Genomic DNA, 16,662 nt, shown 5'->3' with positions numbered 1-16,662 from the left:
TGAGGTTCTCGGCCGCTCTCGACCTCACAAGCGGCCGAGAACCTCAGGAAGAAGGGTCAGCGGCCCGAGCGCCTCAGCTTGCGCACCATCGTGATCGTGCCGAGCCATCGGCCGAACTTGCGGCCGACCTTGCCCATGCGGCCCGTCTCGCGGAAGCCGAGCCGCTCGTGCAGCGCGATCGATGCCTCCGCCTTCTCGTCGGCGATGACGGCGATCATCTCCTTGCAGCCCGTCGCGGCGGCCGCGTCGACGAGCGCGACGAGCAGCGCACGCCCGAGCCCGCGGCCCGTGGATGCGGGCGCGAGGAAGATCGAGTGCTCGACGACCTTGCGGTACGCGCTGCGCGGCTTCCACGGCTCCGCGAGCGCGTATCCCAGGATGGTGCGCGTGCCCGACTCGGCGACGAGGAACGGCAGTCGCAGCCGCTCGAGCCAGTCGAAGAGCCTGCGCCACTCCTGCGGCGTCTTGGGCCGATCCTCGAGCGTCACCGACGAGTTCAGCACGTAGTGCGCGTGGATGGATCGCACGGCCGGCAGGTCGCGGATCGTCGCGGGGCGGATGACGTAGGAGAACTCCGGCTCGGCGCGCACGACGCGCAGGTGGCGCGGCAGCACGCGGCGCCGGTCGTACTCCTCGGGCAGCATCTACCGCTCCAGTCGCCAGTCGATGGGCGGTGCGCCCTGCTGCTGCAGCAGCGCGTCCACGCGCGAGAAGGGCCGCGAGCCGAAGAAGCCGCGCGACGCCGACAGCGGCGACGGATGCGCGCTCGCCACGGTGGGGGTGCCTGCGAGCAGCGGCGCGAGCGCTCCGGCCTTCGCACCCCACAGCACGGCGACGAGGGGCTCGGGCCGGCGTGCGAGGGCCGTGATGGCGGCCTCGGTCACGGCCTCCCATCCCCAGCCCTTGTGCGCGTCCGACACGCCCTCGCGCGTCGTGAGCACGCGGTTCAGCAGCAGGACGCCCTGGTCGGCCCACGGCGTGAGGTCGCCCGTGGATGCCGGCGGGATGCCGAGGTCGGACTCGAGCTCGCGGTACACGTTCTGCAGCGAGCGAGGCACGGGGCGCACGGCGGGGTCGGCCGAGAACGAGAGCCCGACGGCGTGGCCGGGCGTCGGGTACGGGTCCTGACCGACGATGAGCACGCGCACGTCGGCGAGCGGCCGCTCGAACGCGCGCAGCACGCGCGGGCCGTCGGGCACGTAGCGGTGGCCGGCGGCGACCTCTTCGCGCAGCCGCTCCCCGAGCTGCCGGATGGTGGGCTCGACGGGCGCGAGCGCCTCGGCCCATCCCGGGTCGACGAGCGCCGACAGCGGCTGCGTCATCGCCCGCCCAGCACCGCGACCTGCACGTGGGGGCCGTCCTTCGTGCAGACGTAGACGTTGCCCTCGCCCGCGGCGACGAGCGCCTGCGCGCCGACGACGAGCGACGTGCGCTCGTCGATCGCGACGGTGCGCTCGGCGAGCTCGGCGTCGACGATCGCTACGGCGCGGCCGAGGTTGCCGTACTGCGCGGCGTGCACGTCGACGACGACGTCGACGAGCCCGATCCCCTCGGCGAGCGTCACGTCGTCGAGGCCCTCGCTCGAGCGCTCCTGGGTGACCTCGACGCCGCCGATGCGCCAGCCGCCCAGCAGCGCGACGTCGCCGGCGATCATCGCGCCTGCGGAGAAGCCCGCGTAGGGCGTGCCGTCGGCGACGAGCTCGCGGATGGCCTGCGCGGCCGGCATGATCGCCTCGTGGTAGCCGGGCGTGAGCCCGCCGCCGACGAAGATGCCGTCGGCGCCCGCGAGGTCGGCTGCGTCGAGCACGCGGTCGGCGCTCAGCTGCACGAACCGCACCTCGCAGTCGTGCTTCGAGAGGTCGGCGCGGTACTCGTCGTGCCAGCCCTCGCCCTCGGCGACCGTCGGCGCCCACAGCACGACCGCGATCGTGGGGCGTCCACCTGCGCGCTGTCGCGCCTCCTCGACGAAGCGGCCCGTCCACGCCGTCTCGTCCTCGGCCCAGCCGCCGCCGATGAGATGCACGCTCATGCTGCGACCTCCGCGCCCGAGACCTCTGCGAAGGCCTCGTCGTAGATCGCGAGCGCCTGGCGCACCTCGTCGTCGGTGACGACGCACGGGGGCACGACGTGGATGCGGTTGTCGGCCGCGAACGGCAGGAGGCCGCGGCGCAGGAGGGCGCCCTTGAGCGCACCGATCACGTCGGCGCCGACGGGCTCGCGCGTCTCGGGGTCGGCGACGAGGTCGAGCGCCCAGAACACGCCCGCGCCGCGCGCCTCGCCGATCATGGCGTGACGCTCGGCGAGCTCGGCGAGGCCCGGTCCCAGCACGTCGGTGCCGATGCGCCTGGCGTTGTCGACGATGCCCTCGTCGGCCATGGCGCCGAGCGTCGCCACGATGGATGCCGCGGCGAGCGGGTGCCCGGAGTAGGTGAGGCCGCCCGGGAAGACGCGCCGCGAGAACGTCTCGTGGATCTCGGGGCTCACGATGACGCCGCCGACGGGCACGTAGCCCGAGTTCACGCCCTTCGCGAAGGCGATGAGGTCGGGCCGCACGTCGTGCGCGTCGTGCGCGAACCACTCGCCCGCGCGGCCGAACCCGGCCATGACCTCGTCCATGATCAGCATCGCGCCGAAGCGGTCGGCGAGTGCGCGCAGGCCCGCGAGGTAGCCCGGCGGCGGCACGATGACGCCTGCGGTGCCGGGGATGGCCTCGACGAGGATCGCGGCGACCGACTCGGGGCCCTCGGCCTCGATGACGCGGCGCATGTGGTGCAGTGCGCGCTCGCACTCCTGCTCGAGCGTCTCGGACCAGAACTCCGAGCGGTACAGGAAGGGCCCGAAGGCGTGCACGTGCCCGCGTGCGAACTCGTTGGGCACGCGGCGCCAGTCGCCCGTGGCGACGACGGCGGCGCCGGTGTTGCCGTGGTACGAGCGGTACAGCGACACGACCTTGTCGCGGCCCGTGTGGAGCCGTGCCATGCGGATGGCGTTCTCGATGGCGTCGGCGCCGCCGTTCGTGAAGAACACGCTCTGGAAGCCGGGGGCGTGCGCGAGCACGGCGGCGGCGGCCTCGCCGCGCACGAGGTTCGTCGTCGCGGGCGCGACGGTCGTGAGCACGTCGGCCTGGGCCTTGATGGCTGCCACGACCGTCGGATGCTGGTGCCCGATGTTCGTGTTGACGAGCTGGCTCGAGAAGTCGAGGTACTCGCGCCCGTCGTGGTCCCACACCGTCGTGCCGCGGCCGCCCGCGATGGCGAACGGGTTCGTCTGCCCCTGCACGGACCAGGAGTGGAAGACGTGGGCGTCGAGCGCTCGGGCGCGGTCGCCGGCAGCCGGGTCGGGCTGCGGTGCGGGCGCCGCGTCGTTCAGCACCGTGTCGGTCATGGTTGCTCCTTCGAGGGCCATGCGGGAGGCGCGCAGCCGGGCTGCGCGCCTCCCACGCTAGGTCATCCGGCGTCGGCCGCTCGGGTGCGCCGCGTCACGACCTCGCCGCGACGTGCTCGGCGAGCGCGGGGATGACGTGCTCGCCGTACAGCCGCAGCGTCTCCTCCTTGTCGTCGTGCATGACGTAGGCGGCGAACTGGTCGACGCCGAGGTCGGCGAGCTCGCGCAGCCGCGCGACATGCGCCTCGACGGGACCGAGCAGGCAGAAGCGGTCGACGATGTCGTCGGGCACGAAGTCGACGTGGTCGTTGTCGGCGCGGCCGTGCGTGTTGTAGTCGTAGCCCGTGCGCCCTGCGATGTAGTCGGTGAGGGCCTGCGGCACCGCGCCGGAGTCGCCGTAGCGCGCGACGATGTCGGCGACGTGGTTGCCGACCATGCCGCCGAACCAGCGCGACTGCTCCCGCTGGTGCGCGACGTCGTCGCCGACGTACGCGGGCGCCGCGACGCAGATCGTGACGTCGTCGGGGTCGCGCCCGACGTTCGCCGCCGCATCCCGCACCGCCTGGATCATCCACCTGGCGACGTCGACGTCGGCGAGCTGCAGGATGAAGCCGTCCGCCACCTCGCCCGCGAGCTGGAGCGCCTTCGGTCCGTACGCCGCGACCCACACCTCGAGCTCGGAGCCGCGCGACCACGGCAGCCGCAGGGTGGCGCCGTTGTGCTCGACGGCGCGCGACGAGCCGAGCTCGCGGATGACGTGCACGGCCTCGCGCAGCGTCGCGAGCGTCGTGGGCGCCCCGTTCGTGACGCGCACGGCCGAGTCGCCGCGGCCGATGCCGCACACCGTGCGGTTGCCGTGCATCTCGTTGAGCGTCGCGAACACGCTCGCCGTGACCGTCCAGTCGCGGGTCGCGGGATTCGTGACGAACGGGCCGACGGTGACCCTGCGCGTCGCGCCGAGGATCGCCGAGTGGATGACGTACGGCTCCTGCCACAGCAGGTGGCTGTCGAAGGTCCACACGTGGCTGAAGCCGTGGGCCTCGGCGAGCTGCGAGAGCTGCACGACCCGCGCCGAGGGCGGGTTGGTCTGGAAGACGGCGCCGAAGTCCATGGCTCAGGCCAAGTACTGCGACAGGCCGCGCTTCACGAAGCGCCCGTCGCCCTTGGAGCCGCGGTAGGCGCCGTCGTCGACGACGACCTTGCCGCGGGCCATGACGGTGTCGACGTGCCCGTCGATCTCGTAGCCCTCCCACGCCGAGTGGTCCATGTTCATGTGATGCGTCTTCCCCATGCCGATCGAGGTGTGCCCGTTCGGGTCGTAGAGCACGATGTCGGCGTCGGCACCGGGCTGGATGACGCCCTTGCGACCGTGCATGCCGAACATGCGCGCCGGCGTCGTCGACGTGAGCTCGACCCACCGCTCGAGCGTGATCCTGCCGGTCACGACGCCCTGGTACATGAGGTCCATGCGGTGCTCGATCGACCCGATGCCGTTGGGGATGGCGCGGAAGTCGCCGCGGCCGAGCTCCTTCTGGTCCTTCATGCAGAACGGGCAGTGGTCGGTCGAGACCATCTGGATGTCGTTCGTGCGCAGCGCCTGCCACATGTGGTCCTGATGGCCCTCCTCGCGGCTCCGCAGCGGCGTCGAGCACACCCACTTCGCGCCCTCGAGCTCGCCCCACTCGGCGCTCGTCGCGCCGAGCTGCTCCTCGAGCGACAGGTACAGGTACTGCGGGCACGTCTCGCCGAACACCTGCTGGCCCTGGTCGCGCGCCCACGCGAGCTGCTGCACCGCCTGCTTCGCGCTCACGTGCACGACGTAGAGGGGCGCTCCCGTGTAGTTCGCGAGCATGATCGCGCGGTGCGTCGCCTCCTCCTCCATCTGCCAGGCGCGCGCGATGCCGTGGAAGTACGGGCCCGTCCTCCCCTGCGCGACGAGCTGCTCGGCGATGACGTCGATCGCCGGGCCGTTCTCGGCGTGCATCATCGTCATGAGGCCCGTCTCGGCCGACACCTGCATCGCCTTCAGGATCTGCGCGTCGTCGGAGTAGAAGACGCCCGGGTAGGCCATGAAGAGCTTGAAGCTCGAGATGCCCTCGTCGACGAGGCCGCGCATCGCGCGCAGCGACTCGTCGTCGACGCCGCCGACGATCTGATGGAACCCGTAGTCGATGGCGCACTCGCCGGCCGCGAGCTCGTGCCAGGCGGCGAGGCCGTCCTGCAGGCGCTCGCCCGTGCGCTGCACCGCGAAGTCGACGATCGTCGTCGTGCCGCCCCACGCCGCCGCCCGCGTGCCCGTCTCGAACGTGTCGGAGGCGAAGGTGCCGCCGAAGGGCAGCTGCATGTGCGTGTGGGCGTCGATGCCGCCGGGGATGACGTAGCGGCCCGTCGCGTCGATCACGCGGTCGACGGATGCGGCGAGGTCGTGGCCGAGCAGCGTCGAGCCGGGCTCGAGCACGGCTCGGATGGTCTCGCCGTCGACGAGCACGTCGGCCGCCGATCGGCCGGTGGACGAGACGACGGTGCCGCCTGCGATGAGCGTGGTGGTCATGGTCACCCTCCCCTACGGCTGCGCGATCCGCGTGTACGAGTCGGGCCGGCGGTCGCGATAGAACTGCCAGTCGTCGCGCATCTCCTGCACCATCGCGAGGTCGAGGTCGCGCACGAGCAGCTCCTCGTGCTCGCTCGAGCCCCGCTCGCCGACGAAGTTCCCCCGCGGGTCGATGACCTGGCTCGTGCCGTAGAAGTCGACCGCGAGGTCGCCGTACTCGTCGTCCTCGCGGCCCACGCGGTTCGGCTGCAGCACGAAGTAGCCGTTCGCGACCGCCGCGGCGGGCCCCTCGACCTCCCACAGCCGGTTCGACAGCCCGGGCTTCGTCGCGTTCGGGTTGAAGACCATGTGGGCGCCGTTCAGGCCGAGCTCTCGCCAGCCCTCCGGGAAGTGGCGGTCGTAGCAGATGTACGTGCCGACCTTGCCGACCGCGGTGTCGAACACCGGGTAGCCCAGGTTGCCGGGGCGGAAGTAGAACTTCTCCCAGAACCGGTCGAGATGCGGCAGGTGATGCTTGCGGTACGTGCCGAGGATCGAGCCGTCGGCGTCGACGACGACGGTCGTGTTGTAGTACACGCCCGTCTGCTCCTCCTCGTAGATCGGCAGGATCGAGACCATGCCCAGCTCCTTCGCGAGCGCCGCGAAGCGCTGCACGATGGGGCCGTCGACGGGCTCGGCGTAGCGGTAGTACCGCTTGTCCTGCGTGATGCCGAAGTAGGGGCCGTAGAAGAGCTCCTGGAAGCAGATGACCTGGGCGCCCTGCGCCGCGGCCTCCCGCTGGAACGCCTCGTGGCGATCGAGCATCGACTCCTTGTCGCCGGTCCACGTGGTCTGCGTGATCGCTGCCGTGACGATGGTCATCCTGGGCTCCGCTCCGTTGCGTGAACTCTGATCCTCCGACGTTTCCATGGTGTTGCGCCAGGGTTGCAGGCTTGATCGTGATCTTCGGATGCGGGCTGGCGACTTCTCCACAGGCCCAGCCTCGTTCGAACGTACGTTCGATTCGGCGGTATCCTCGTGGCATGCGAGCGGAGCAGGTGGCGGCCCAGACGGCGGTGGTCGATGCGCTCGTCGCGGGCTCCGTGCGGGCGGCGTCGCTGCTCGATGCCGAGGTGCTCGCCGCGCTCGACGAGCTCGCCGCGCGGCGCCGCGAGATCGATGCGGCGATCGTCGAGCTCGTCGGCGAGGCGGCAGCCCGATGCGAGCAGGTGCCGGCCGGCGAGTCCCTCGTGCGGACGGGCGGGCATCGGTCGCTCGTCGAGGCCGTCGAGCATCGGCTCGGTCTGCGCCGCGCCGAGGCGCGCTCGATCTGCGAGGTCGCGCAGGCGACGCGAGACCGCGTAGGCCTCACGGGCGCGCCCATCCCCGTGCGGATGCCGCACGTGGCCGCAGCGCTCGACGCCGCGACCATCACGGTGTCCCAGGCCGAGCAGATCGTGGCCGGGCTCGCGGCGACGGGCGGCCGTGTCGCCTCCTGCGACCTCGAGCGCGCCGAGATCGAGCTCGTCGCCGCGGCCACGGGAGCCGGCGGCGACACGCCGGTCCCGCCGGCGCTGCTGCGCTGCCAGGTCGCCACGTGGGTCGACTTCCTCGATCCCGACGGCACCGAGCCGAACGAGGAGCGGCAGCGCGAGCTGCGCTCGCTCTCCTTCTCCTCGCGGCGCGACGGCATGCTCGTGGCTCGCATGCTGTGCACGCCCGAGCAGGGCGAGGTGCTGCAGACCGCCCTCGACGCGCACGTCGCACCCCGCAGGGTGCGCTTCGACTGCGCCGACGATGGCAGCGATCCCGACGGGTCGGAGGCCGCGTGCGACGGCAGATCCATCGAGCAGCGCCGCATCGACGCCCTCGTCGCGATCGTGGCCTCCCACGCCGCGACCACTGCGCCGCGCACCGGCGGCGGTGCGCCCACGCTCGTCGTGACGACGACCCTCGCCGATCTCGAGGGCCGCGCCGTGCGCCCTGCCGATCGCGCGCACGTGCAGCGCTCCGGCGCACCGGCGACCGCCGCCCTCGTCGCGCGCATCGTCTGCGACGGCCTCGTGCACCCCGTGCTCGTCGGAGACGACGACGGCGAGCCCCTCCGCCTCGGCCGTACGCGCAGGCTGTTCTCGCCCGCGCAGCGCCGCGCCATCGCCGCTCGCGACCGCCGCTGTTGAGCGCCGGGATGCACGGCGCCGCCCGGCTGGTGCGAGGCGCACCACGTCACGCCCTGGAGCCTCGACGGTCCGACCGACGTCGACAACGGCATGCTGCTCTGCTCCTTCCACCACCACGAGGTGCACCGCGAGGCGCTCGTGATCGAGCGTGCGCCATCGGGCAGCGGGCTGCGGTGGCGCGTCACGGCGGCGCGACCAGCGCGCGCCCGCGGCCGGCGCCGACGCTGGGCATCGGCACCGGGCCGCCGGCCAGCCGTGGCCACGGCCTGACCGCGCCGCGCCGTCGGGTCCGACCACGTCGCGGCGGCGGCTGCAGCGAGGAGCGGATCGACGATCGGGTCGACGAGCCGCCCGACGGACGCACACGCACGTCGACGCACCGCTCCACGATCTGGCGCTCGAAGCCGCCGCACGCGGCTAGGCTGACGGATGCGCCGGGCACTATCACCGCGCGCGAACCCTCGTCGAAGTTCGCGTCAGCATGCCCGGAAGGCCCTCCATGCGTCGATCCCTCACCGCCGTCTCCCTCGTCACCGCGCTCGCACTCGCCGGCTGCGCATCCACGGCATCCCCCGGATCGTCCGAGGCGCCCGCCGCATCCGCCTCCGAGTCGGCCGCCGCAGGCGCCACCGTCGACAACTGCGGCTTCGAGGCGACGTTCGACGCCGCCCCCGAGCGCGTCGTCACGATCAAGTCGTCGACGACGGAGGCGCTCGTCGCCCTCGGCCTCGAGGACCGCATCGTCGGCACGGCCTTCCAGGACGGCCCGCTGCCCGACACGCTCTCGACCGACGCCGACCTGCCCGTCATCGACGAGCGCATGCCCGGCGCGGAGTCGGTGCTCGCGCTCGAGCCCGACCTCGTGTTCTCCGGATGGGAGTCGGCGTTCGCAGCCGACGCCGTGGGCACGCGCGACGAGCTCGCGGAGCTCGGGGTCGGCACGTACGTGTGGCCGACGGCGTGCATGAGCGCCGACGCACCCACCGAGGTGACGTTCGACGACATCGCCGCCGAGGTCGAGCAGCTCGCCGACGTCTTCGACGTCGACGCCTCCGAGGTGCTCGCCGACCAGCGGGAGACGGTCGACGCGATCGTGGCCGACGACCGCGACCTCACGACGCTGTGGTGGTCGTCGGGCACCGAGACGCCGTACGTGGGCGCCGGTCAGGGCGCACCGCAGCTCATCATGGACACCGCGGGCCTCACGAACGTCGCGGCCGACCTCGAGGGCGGATGGTCGCCCTACGGCTGGGAGTCGGTGCTCGCCGCCGACCCCGACGTCCTCGTGATCGTCGACAGCGACTGGAACACCGCCGAGCACAAGATCGAGTACCTCGAGGCCGACCCGACGCTCTCGCAGCTCACCGCCGTGCAGCAGCACCGCTACGTCATCGTGCCGTTCGCGGCATCGGAGGCGGGCGTGCGCACGGCGGAGGCGGCGCAGTCGGTGGCGCTGCAGGTCTCCGAGATCGCGCTCTGACGCGACGCGCGGAGCAGGTCGAGGGCGTGCGATGACGGCGGCGGCGGCGAGGCGGCGACGACGCGTCGTCGTCGGCGCCGTCGCGCTCGCCGTCGCCACGCCGATCCTCGCGACCCTCGCGGTCGTGCTCGGCGCCGCCGACCTCTCGTTCGGCGACGTGTGGGCGACGATCGGCGCGCGCCTCGGCCTCGGCGAGCCCGTGCTGTCGACGATCGAGGACGGCATCGTGTGGCAGCGGCGCGTGCCGCGCGTGCTCGTCGCGATCGCGGTCGGCGCGGGGCTCGCCGTGTGCGGCGCCGTCATGCAGTCGGTCACGCGCAACCCGCTCGCCGACCCCTACCTGCTCGGTCTGTCGTCGGGCGCATCCCTCGGCGCCGTGTGCGCGCTGCTGCTCGGCATCGCCATCCCCCTGCCCGTCGCCGCGTTCGGCGGCGCGGCGCTCGCGCTGGCGATGACCGTGGGCCTCGCGACCGCCATCGGGCAGGTCACGCCCACCCGCACGGTGCTCGCGGGCCTCGCGGTGTCGTCGATGCTCGGCGCCGTCACGAGCCTCGTCATCTTCTGGGTCGTGACGGGCGACTCCTACCGCGAGATCCTCGGCTGGCTCATGGGCACGCTCGCCGCCGCGCGCTGGGAGGCCGTGTGGCTCACGTGGGCGGGGCTCGTCGCGATCGTCGTACCCATCGTGCTCGTCGCCAGGCGACTCGACGCCTTCGCGTTCGGCGATCGGCACGCGGCGTCGCTCGGCATCCATCCCGGGCGCACGCGCCTGCTGCTGCTCGGCGCGACGGCCCTGCTCACGGGCATCCTCGTGTCGGTCTCGGGCTCCATCGGCTTCGTCGGGCTCATCGTGCCGCACGCCGTGCGCCTGCTCACGGGGCCCGGGCACCGCGCGCTGCTGCCGCTGTCGGCCCTCGCCGGCGGCCTCGTGCTGCTCGCGGCCGACACGATCGCCCGCACGGCGTTCGAGCCGCGCGAGCTGCCCGTCGGCATCGTCACGGCGCTCGTCGGCGCCCCTGCGTTCGCGGCCATCCTGCTGCGGCAGCGGAGGTCGGCGTGACGCTCGAGGTGCGCGGGCTCGTCGTCGAGGTCGACGGCACACGCATCCTGCACGGCATCGACCTCGTCGTGCCCGCCTGGGGCCTCACGGCGCTCGTCGGGCCGAACGGCTCGGGCAAGTCGACGCTGCTGCGACAGCTCACGGGCGTCGAGACGCCCACCGGCGGAGACGTGCTGCTCGACGGGACGAGCCTGCGCACGCTCGGCCGCCGCGAGCGCGCGCGGCGCATCGCGGTCGTCGAGCAGGAGGCGGCGAGCGAGCTCGCGCTCACGTGCCTCGAGGTCGCGATGCTCGGTCGCATGCCGCACCAGAGCCTCCTCGGGGCCACGAGCCGCGAGGACCGCGCGATCGCGGCGGATGCGCTCGCTCGCGCGGGCGCGGCGGCGTGGGCCGACCGCTCGTTCGCGACCCTCTCGGGCGGCGAGCGGCAGCGCGTGCGGCTCGCTGCCGCCCTCGCGCAGGAGCCGCGCATCCTCGTGCTCGACGAGCCGACGAACCACCTCGACGTGCGCGCCTCGCTCGAGACCATCGCGCTGCTGCGCTCGCTCGCCGACGACGGCGTCACGGTCGTCGCGGCGCTGCACGACCTCACGCTCGCCGGGTGGGCCGACCACGTGGCGCTGCTCGCCGACGGGCGGCTCGCCGCGGCCGGGCCCGTCGCAGAGGTGCTGACGGCCGAGCGCATCGCCGCGGTCTACGACGTGCGCGCCCACGTCGGGCCGGATCCGCTCACGGGCCGCCCCGCGGTGACCGTCGCGCTGCCCTAGGCGCCCGCGGCGACCCACGTCGGCGTGCGCTCGCAGGCACCCGAGGCGCTAGCCGACCACGTCCTCCGGCTCGCGCTGCCTCCCCCACACGCGCACGAGGCTCGGCGGCGCGAGCGTGCGCAGTAGTCGCTCGCGGCGCGGGATCGTGCGGCGGATGCCCGCGATCACCGCCCGCGCATCCTCGGCATGCGTCGTCGACGGCTCGTCGGCGAAGCGCTCGCGCTCGGCGGCGTCGCGCAGCCGGTCGAGCGCATGCCGCTCGGGCTCCCGGAGCGTCAGCGCCGCGACGGCGGCGGCGATCTCACCCGGCGTGCTCGACGTCGGCATGCGCCTGCCTGCGTCGGCGAGCGTCGCCTGCACCTCCCACAGCGCTCCGCCCGCACCCTCGGCGATGCGGCGCCTGCGCAGCACCTCGCGCACGCCGGCGGGTGCCAGCAGCAGCGCGACGATCGCGAGCGCCACGAGCAGCGGGCGCACCACGAGGTCGAGCCGTGGGCCCGCGAGCGCCTCCGGCCCCACCGTGGGGGTCGGCGCCGCACCGGGCTCGCTCGACGCCGACGGCGAGGCGGCGGCATCCGACGGCGCGGGGGCGGCGGCCGACGGCGCGGCGGCGGTCGGCGAGGGCAGCGCGGGCTGCTCGGTCGCGCCGGCGTCGTCGTCGTCGTCCGCCGACGCCACGGTGCCGCCCGTCGCGATCGCGGGCGTCGTGTCGAACGGCACCCATCCGTAGCCGTCGAACCACAGCTCGGCCCACGCGTGCATGTCGTTCGTCGTCACGGTGTACGTGCCGTCGGCCTGCGGATCGGTGCCTGGCAGGAACCCGATCGAGACGCGCGCGGGGATGCCTGCGGCGCGCGCCGTGATCGCCATCGACGAGGCGTAGTGCACGCAGTAGCCGGAGCGCGCATCCATGAACGACTCGAGCGCCGACCACTGGCCGCCGTCGTCGGTGCCGAAGCCGTCGAGGGGCACGTCCTCCGAGTACGCCCACGAGTCGTCGGTGAAGTGGTCGAAGAGCTGCTGCGCCCGCACGAGGGGCGGGGCCGCCTCGTCGACGACCTCGGCGGCGACGTCGGCGAACGCGGCGGCCTCGCTGGGCACCTCGAGCGCGCCCTGCTCGCCCGTCGACGTCGGCGACTCCCCCTCCGGGATGGGCGCGGGCCGCACGCTCGCGACCGAGTACGTCTGGTCGTTGAGCGACACGATGCGGTCGGGATCCGTGAAGCCGATCGATTGCGACGCCGGATCCCACCGCCAGGTGCCGGAGAAGTCGCCCGTCGCCGTCGACTGCACCGGGATCGGCACGTTGCCGATGAAGGCGCGGCCGAGGGTGATCCGGGTCGAGATCGGCGATCCGGGGCCCGTGCCCCCCAGGTCGTCGAACGACGTGTCGAGCTCGCCGCGCTGCTCGACGAACCCGTCGGGGCCGATGCCCTGCAGCGAGGTGAGGCGCATCCGCAGGGGCAGGCCGTCGCTCGGCGCATAGTCGAAGATGCGCACGGGCGAGCCGCGCTGGAGGTCGGCGGCGAGGTCGATGCCCGTCGACAGCCGCGGCGGCCCGGCCGCGACGCCAGGGCCCGTCGCGGGGCCCTCGAGCCAGCGGGGCCACGCGATGTCGGCCTCGCTCGGCGCGGGCAGCAGGGCGGGGGCGACCACCGCCGCCATCGCCACGACGGCACCGGCGACGACGGCGCGGCGGCGGATGCGGCCGGGCTGGCCCAGCACGAGCACGCCCACCATCGCCGCGGCCACGGGCACGAGCGCCACCGGGTCGAGCTCGATGCGGAACGCCATCGGCACGAGCGCGGGCGCGATGAGCGGCGCCGCTGCGAGCGCGGGCGCGCCGAGCGCGAGCATGGCGTCGACGAGCAGCACGAGCAGCAGCACGGCCACGAGCGCGAGCGCCGTGATCTCGGCAGTCGACTCGAACGGCGTCGACGGGGCGTAGAGCACCTGCACGAAGCCGTCGACGAGCACGCGACCCGTCTCGGCGATCGACTCGCGCGTCGGCACGACCCCCAGCACGGCCTCCGCAGCCGCCGAGGCGTTCGTGATCCACAGCACGCCGACGACGAGGACGAGCACCGGCGAGAGCGCGCGGGCGCCGAGCAGCCGAGCGAGCACCGCGACGAGGGCGAGGGCGCAGGCGAACGCCACCGCCATGCTCGTCCAGCCGCCCGAGATCGCCGTCGTCAGCGGCGCGAGCGACACGGGCACGGCGACCGCGACGAGGAGGCCGTGCAGCCAGATCCGCCCCGCGGACGTGCCGCGTCGCGCCGGCGATCGCTCGGCGCTCTCCCGCGGCTGCTGCGGTGCGGGGTCGAGCGCCGGCTCGATGATGGGGGCGACGCTCATCGCGACCTCCGCACCTCGTACGGGTGGCCGCCGTCCCAGCGCATGTGGCGCACCTGCCTCGGCACCGTGCGCTCGTCGTCGGTGACGCTCCACACGGTGGATCCGGGTGCGAGGTCGGCGACGAGGCGTCGCAGCGACGGGCTGCCCAGCCCCGCGACGACGAGGGCGGGGCCCTGCACGCCGATGCCGACGCCGCCGCGGTCGGCGAGGACCCGCGTGGGCTCGAGGCGGGCGCACGCGTCGAGCAGCGCCGTGCGGCCCTGGATGCGGTCCTCGTCGAGCTGGGCGGCGCCCGTCTCGCGCACCTCGACCTGCAGCCCCTGGCCCGCGACGGCGAGGCACAGCGACGCGAAGGCGCGCACGCCCTCGTCGAGCTCGTCGTCGTCGCGCCAGCCCTCGGCGAGCGTGTCGAGCACGATGACGACGCGCGGCGTCGCGGGCGGCTGCTCCTGACGCACCATGAGGCTGCCGTGCCGTGCCGTCTGCCGCCAGTGGATGCGGCGCACGGGGTCGCCTGCGCGGTAGTCGCGCACGATCTGGTCGACGAGGTCGCCCTGCCCGATGCGACTCGACGACGCGTCGATGCCATGGCCCAGCACGGCCGATGCCGCGAGCGGCGTGACGCGAGGGCCGACGACGAGCTCGCCGAGGGCGTCGAGGCGACGCGTGGACAGCCACGCGCCGAGCGGGTCGCGGCGACGGACGCGGACGGGCCCCAGCCGGTGCACGCCGCGGTGCGGCGCGAACACGCGCAGCGCCGTCTGCGCATCCTCGAGCCGATCCCACGAGAACGTCACGGGGTCGAGCGACGTCTGCGGCCGCCACCAGCCGCCGACGTAGGCGCTCGGCAGCCGCACGGGCACGTCGAGGTCGACGCCCTCGGCCGCGACGGCGGGAGGCGACCACTCGACGTCGCGGCCCGCGGGTGCGACGAGCAGCAGCACGAGCCCTGCCACGACCACGCCGCCCGCGAGCACCGCGGGCACGAGCAGCGCGCTCTGCAGCGTCCAGTACGCGGCGATGCCGAGGGCGACGGCGGCGCACGCGAGCGCGAACCCGCGCACCGTGAGCCGCAGCCGCATCACCGCGCCCGGGGCGCCGGCGTCGTGTCGAGCACCCGGTCGACGACGTGGAGGGCGTCGTCGATCGTCGCCGCCTGGTCGTGCAGCAGGATGCGGTGCGGCAGCACGCGGCGGGCGAGCAGCTTGACGTCGTCGGGCGAGAGCCAGTCGCGGCCCTCGAGGTGCGCGCGCGCCTTCGCGGCGCGCAGCAGCTGCAGCGTGGCGCGGGGGCTCGCACCGACGCGCACGACCTGCTGCTCGCGGGTGGCGCGCACGATGCGCACGGCGTACTGCTCGACGAGCTCGTGGGCGCGCACGGCGTGCGCCGCGTCGATCTCGCGCTGGAACTCGCCGCTCGAGACGACGGTGTCGAGGTCGGTGAGCGGCGTGTGCGTCTTGCGCGCCTGCACCATCCGCAGCTCGGCGGCCTCGTCGGGGTAGCCGAGCTGCAGGCGCACCATGAAGCGGTCGCGCTGCGCCTCGGGCAGCGCGTAGGTGCCGTCCATGTCGATGGGATTCTGCGTCGCGATGACCATGAACGGCCGCGGCAGCCGGTGCGTGACGCCGTCGACCGTGACCTGCCCCTCCTCCATGCACTCGAGCAGCGCCGACTGCGTCTTCGGGCTCGCGCGGTTGATCTCGTCGGCGATGACGACGTTCGAGAAGACGGGCCCCGGGGTGAACTCGAAGCGGCCCTCGCGCTGGTCGTAGATCGACACGCCCGTGATGTCGCTCGGCAGCAGGTCGGGCGTGAACTGGATGCGGTGCACGCTGCCGCCGATCGCCGCGGCGAACGCGCGCGCGAGCTGCGTCTTGCCGACGCCGGGCACGTCCTCGAGCAGGATGTGACCCTCGGCGAGCAGCACGGTGAGCACGGTGCGGATCTCGTCGGGCTTGCCGTCGATGACGGTGCCCACGGCACCCTCGATGGCCTCTGCGAGCTTCGTCATCGCACCCCCCGCGCGGAGTCTGGCACGCCGTCCTGTGGGGATTCGGTGCCGACCGCCGCACGGATGGTCGTGTCGCGGTCGTGGCGCGCATCGCGCTCGGCACGGCCTGCCGCGAGGCCCTCGGCGTAGCCGGCGGCGCGGCCCTCGGCGAAGCCCTCCGCGTGCGCCTCGGCCGAGCCGAGCCGGAACATGTCGCTGTCGGCGTCGCGCACGAGGCGTCGCGCGCCCGGCTCGTCGAGCGCCGTGACGTGGCGTGCGAGGCCGCGCACCATCGTGACCGGTCTTCCGCTCGTCTTCCCCGCCACGAGCTCGGCGGTGGAGGCGATCTCGTCGGCGAGCGCGGGGGCGCTCACCACGAGCGGCCGCCCGTGCGTGTCGACGCTGCCCGCGAGCGGCTCGATGACGCGGATCCCCGCAGCGCCGATCGCGACGTCGGTCTGCCCTGCGCGCCACGGGCGGCCGAACGTGTCGCTCACGACGACGCCCAACGGCACCCCGAACCGCTCGCGCAGCGCCGACGCGAGCGCGAGCGCCGACCCGTCGGGATCGACGGGCAGCAGCAGGATCGTGCCCTCGGGCGTGTTGGAGGCGTCGACGCCCGCAGCCGCCATGACGAAGCCGTTGCGGTCCTGCACGATGCGCGTCACCCCGCCGGGATGCGCGCGGCTCGCGACGATCCGCACCGTCTCCTCGGTGATGGCCTCCTCGCGGTCGGCCGCATGCCGCATCCGCCCCTCCGCCTTCGACACGACCTTGCTCGTCACGACGACGACGTCGCCCGCGGCCGGTGCGTGCGGTGCGATCGCATCGCCCACGATGCGGGCGAGGTCGTCGCCGGCGGCGATCTCGCCGATGCCGTCGACCGACCACGCCTCGAGGCGCGTCACGCGCGTGC

15 protein-coding genes and 1 pseudogene are annotated in these 16,662 nt (G+C 73.8%); 5 read left to right on the top strand and 11 right to left on the bottom strand.

Features of this window, described 5'->3' with window-relative positions:
* Positions 1-56: 56 nt before the first annotated feature.
* The 7 genes from ACFQPP_RS13470 to ACFQPP_RS13440 all read right to left on the bottom strand — a co-directional run bounded on the left by ACFQPP_RS13470 (position 57) and on the right by ACFQPP_RS13440 (position 6,796).
* The gene (locus ACFQPP_RS13470; protein ID WP_376917154.1) at positions 57-644 is read right to left on the bottom strand and encodes a GNAT family N-acetyltransferase; all 588 of its coding nucleotides are present in this window, start codon (positions 642-644) and stop codon (positions 57-59) included.
* Entirely contained in the window at positions 645-1,322 is a 678-nt protein-coding gene (locus ACFQPP_RS13465) for a uracil-DNA glycosylase (RefSeq protein WP_376917153.1), read from the bottom strand.
* On the bottom strand, positions 1,319-2,029 hold the full coding sequence (locus ACFQPP_RS13460; RefSeq protein WP_376917152.1) for a Type 1 glutamine amidotransferase-like domain-containing protein: 711 nt from the start codon (positions 2,027-2,029) through the stop codon (positions 1,319-1,321). The genes ACFQPP_RS13465 and ACFQPP_RS13460 overlap by 4 nt, the downstream gene beginning before the upstream one ends.
* The gene (locus ACFQPP_RS13455) at positions 2,026-3,384 is read right to left on the bottom strand and encodes an aspartate aminotransferase family protein (protein ID WP_376917151.1); all 1,359 of its coding nucleotides are present in this window, start codon (positions 3,382-3,384) and stop codon (positions 2,026-2,028) included. Before ACFQPP_RS13455 ends, ACFQPP_RS13460 begins: the two co-directional genes overlap by 4 nt.
* 94 nt (positions 3,385-3,478) lie before the next feature.
* Entirely contained in the window at positions 3,479-4,495 is a 1,017-nt protein-coding gene (locus ACFQPP_RS13450; protein WP_376917150.1) for a TIGR03842 family LLM class F420-dependent oxidoreductase, read from the bottom strand.
* Between the two features lie 3 nt (positions 4,496-4,498).
* Positions 4,499-5,935 carry a dihydropyrimidinase gene (gene hydA, locus ACFQPP_RS13445; protein ID WP_376917149.1) on the bottom strand — a complete coding sequence of 479 codons (1,437 nt, stop codon included), beginning with the start codon at positions 5,933-5,935 and terminating at the stop codon, positions 4,499-4,501.
* 12 nt (positions 5,936-5,947) lie between these two features.
* Positions 5,948-6,796, bottom strand: a complete 849-nt coding sequence (locus tag ACFQPP_RS13440; protein ID WP_376917148.1) for a nitrilase-related carbon-nitrogen hydrolase — start codon at positions 6,794-6,796, stop codon at positions 5,948-5,950.
* A 161-nt stretch (positions 6,797-6,957) separates the two neighbouring features.
* Between ACFQPP_RS13440 and ACFQPP_RS13435 the strand changes: the two genes are divergently transcribed.
* From ACFQPP_RS13435 to ACFQPP_RS13415, 5 genes and pseudogenes are all read left to right on the top strand, one after another.
* Entirely contained in the window at positions 6,958-8,094 is a 1,137-nt protein-coding gene (locus ACFQPP_RS13435; protein WP_376917147.1) for a DUF222 domain-containing protein, read from the top strand.
* 21 nt (positions 8,095-8,115) lie between these two features.
* Positions 8,116-8,364 (top strand): annotated as a pseudogene (locus tag ACFQPP_RS13430) (HNH endonuclease); the annotation flags it as partial.
* Positions 8,365-8,593: 229 nt separating this feature from the next.
* Positions 8,594-9,574, top strand: coding sequence for a putative F420-0 ABC transporter substrate-binding protein (locus ACFQPP_RS13425; protein ID WP_376917146.1), 981 nt, complete (start codon positions 8,594-8,596; stop codon positions 9,572-9,574).
* A gap of 31 nt (positions 9,575-9,605) precedes the next feature.
* Positions 9,606-10,634, top strand: coding sequence for a putative F420-0 ABC transporter permease subunit (locus ACFQPP_RS13420; protein ID WP_376917145.1), 1,029 nt, complete (start codon positions 9,606-9,608; stop codon positions 10,632-10,634).
* Positions 10,631-11,401: an ABC transporter ATP-binding protein gene (locus ACFQPP_RS13415; RefSeq protein ID WP_376917144.1), complete on the top strand. Its 771-nt coding sequence runs from the start codon at positions 10,631-10,633 to the stop codon at positions 11,399-11,401. The genes ACFQPP_RS13420 and ACFQPP_RS13415 overlap by 4 nt, the downstream gene beginning before the upstream one ends.
* A 48-nt stretch (positions 11,402-11,449) precedes the next feature.
* Here ACFQPP_RS13415 and ACFQPP_RS13410 read toward each other — a convergent pair whose 3' ends face one another.
* The 4 genes from ACFQPP_RS13410 to cofE are packed head-to-tail and all read right to left on the bottom strand — an operon-like array spanning position 11,450 to position 16,654.
* Positions 11,450-13,756, bottom strand: coding sequence for a transglutaminase family protein (locus ACFQPP_RS13410; RefSeq protein ID WP_376917143.1), 2,307 nt, complete (start codon positions 13,754-13,756; stop codon positions 11,450-11,452).
* Complete coding sequence (locus tag ACFQPP_RS13405; protein WP_376917142.1) at positions 13,753-14,838, bottom strand: DUF58 domain-containing protein; 1,086 nt, start codon at positions 14,836-14,838, stop codon at positions 13,753-13,755. The genes ACFQPP_RS13410 and ACFQPP_RS13405 overlap by 4 nt, the downstream gene beginning before the upstream one ends.
* A complete protein-coding gene (locus tag ACFQPP_RS13400; protein WP_376917141.1) occupies positions 14,838-15,767 on the bottom strand; it encodes an AAA family ATPase in 930 nt (309 codons plus the stop codon). Before ACFQPP_RS13400 ends, ACFQPP_RS13405 begins: the two co-directional genes overlap by 1 nt.
* Positions 15,764-16,654 carry a coenzyme F420-0:L-glutamate ligase gene (gene cofE, locus ACFQPP_RS13395; protein WP_376917140.1) on the bottom strand — a complete coding sequence of 297 codons (891 nt, stop codon included), beginning with the start codon at positions 16,652-16,654 and terminating at the stop codon, positions 15,764-15,766. The genes ACFQPP_RS13400 and cofE overlap by 4 nt, the downstream gene beginning before the upstream one ends.
* Positions 16,655-16,662: the final 8 nt, after the last annotated feature.

Origin of the sequence: Agrococcus sp. GCM10030265, assembly GCF_042666675.1 — a bacterium.
GTDB lineage: Bacteria > Actinomycetota > Actinomycetes > Actinomycetales > Microbacteriaceae > Agrococcus.
Note: the sequence above shows the minus strand (reverse complement) of the source record. Positions and strands in the feature narration are given on the sequence as shown.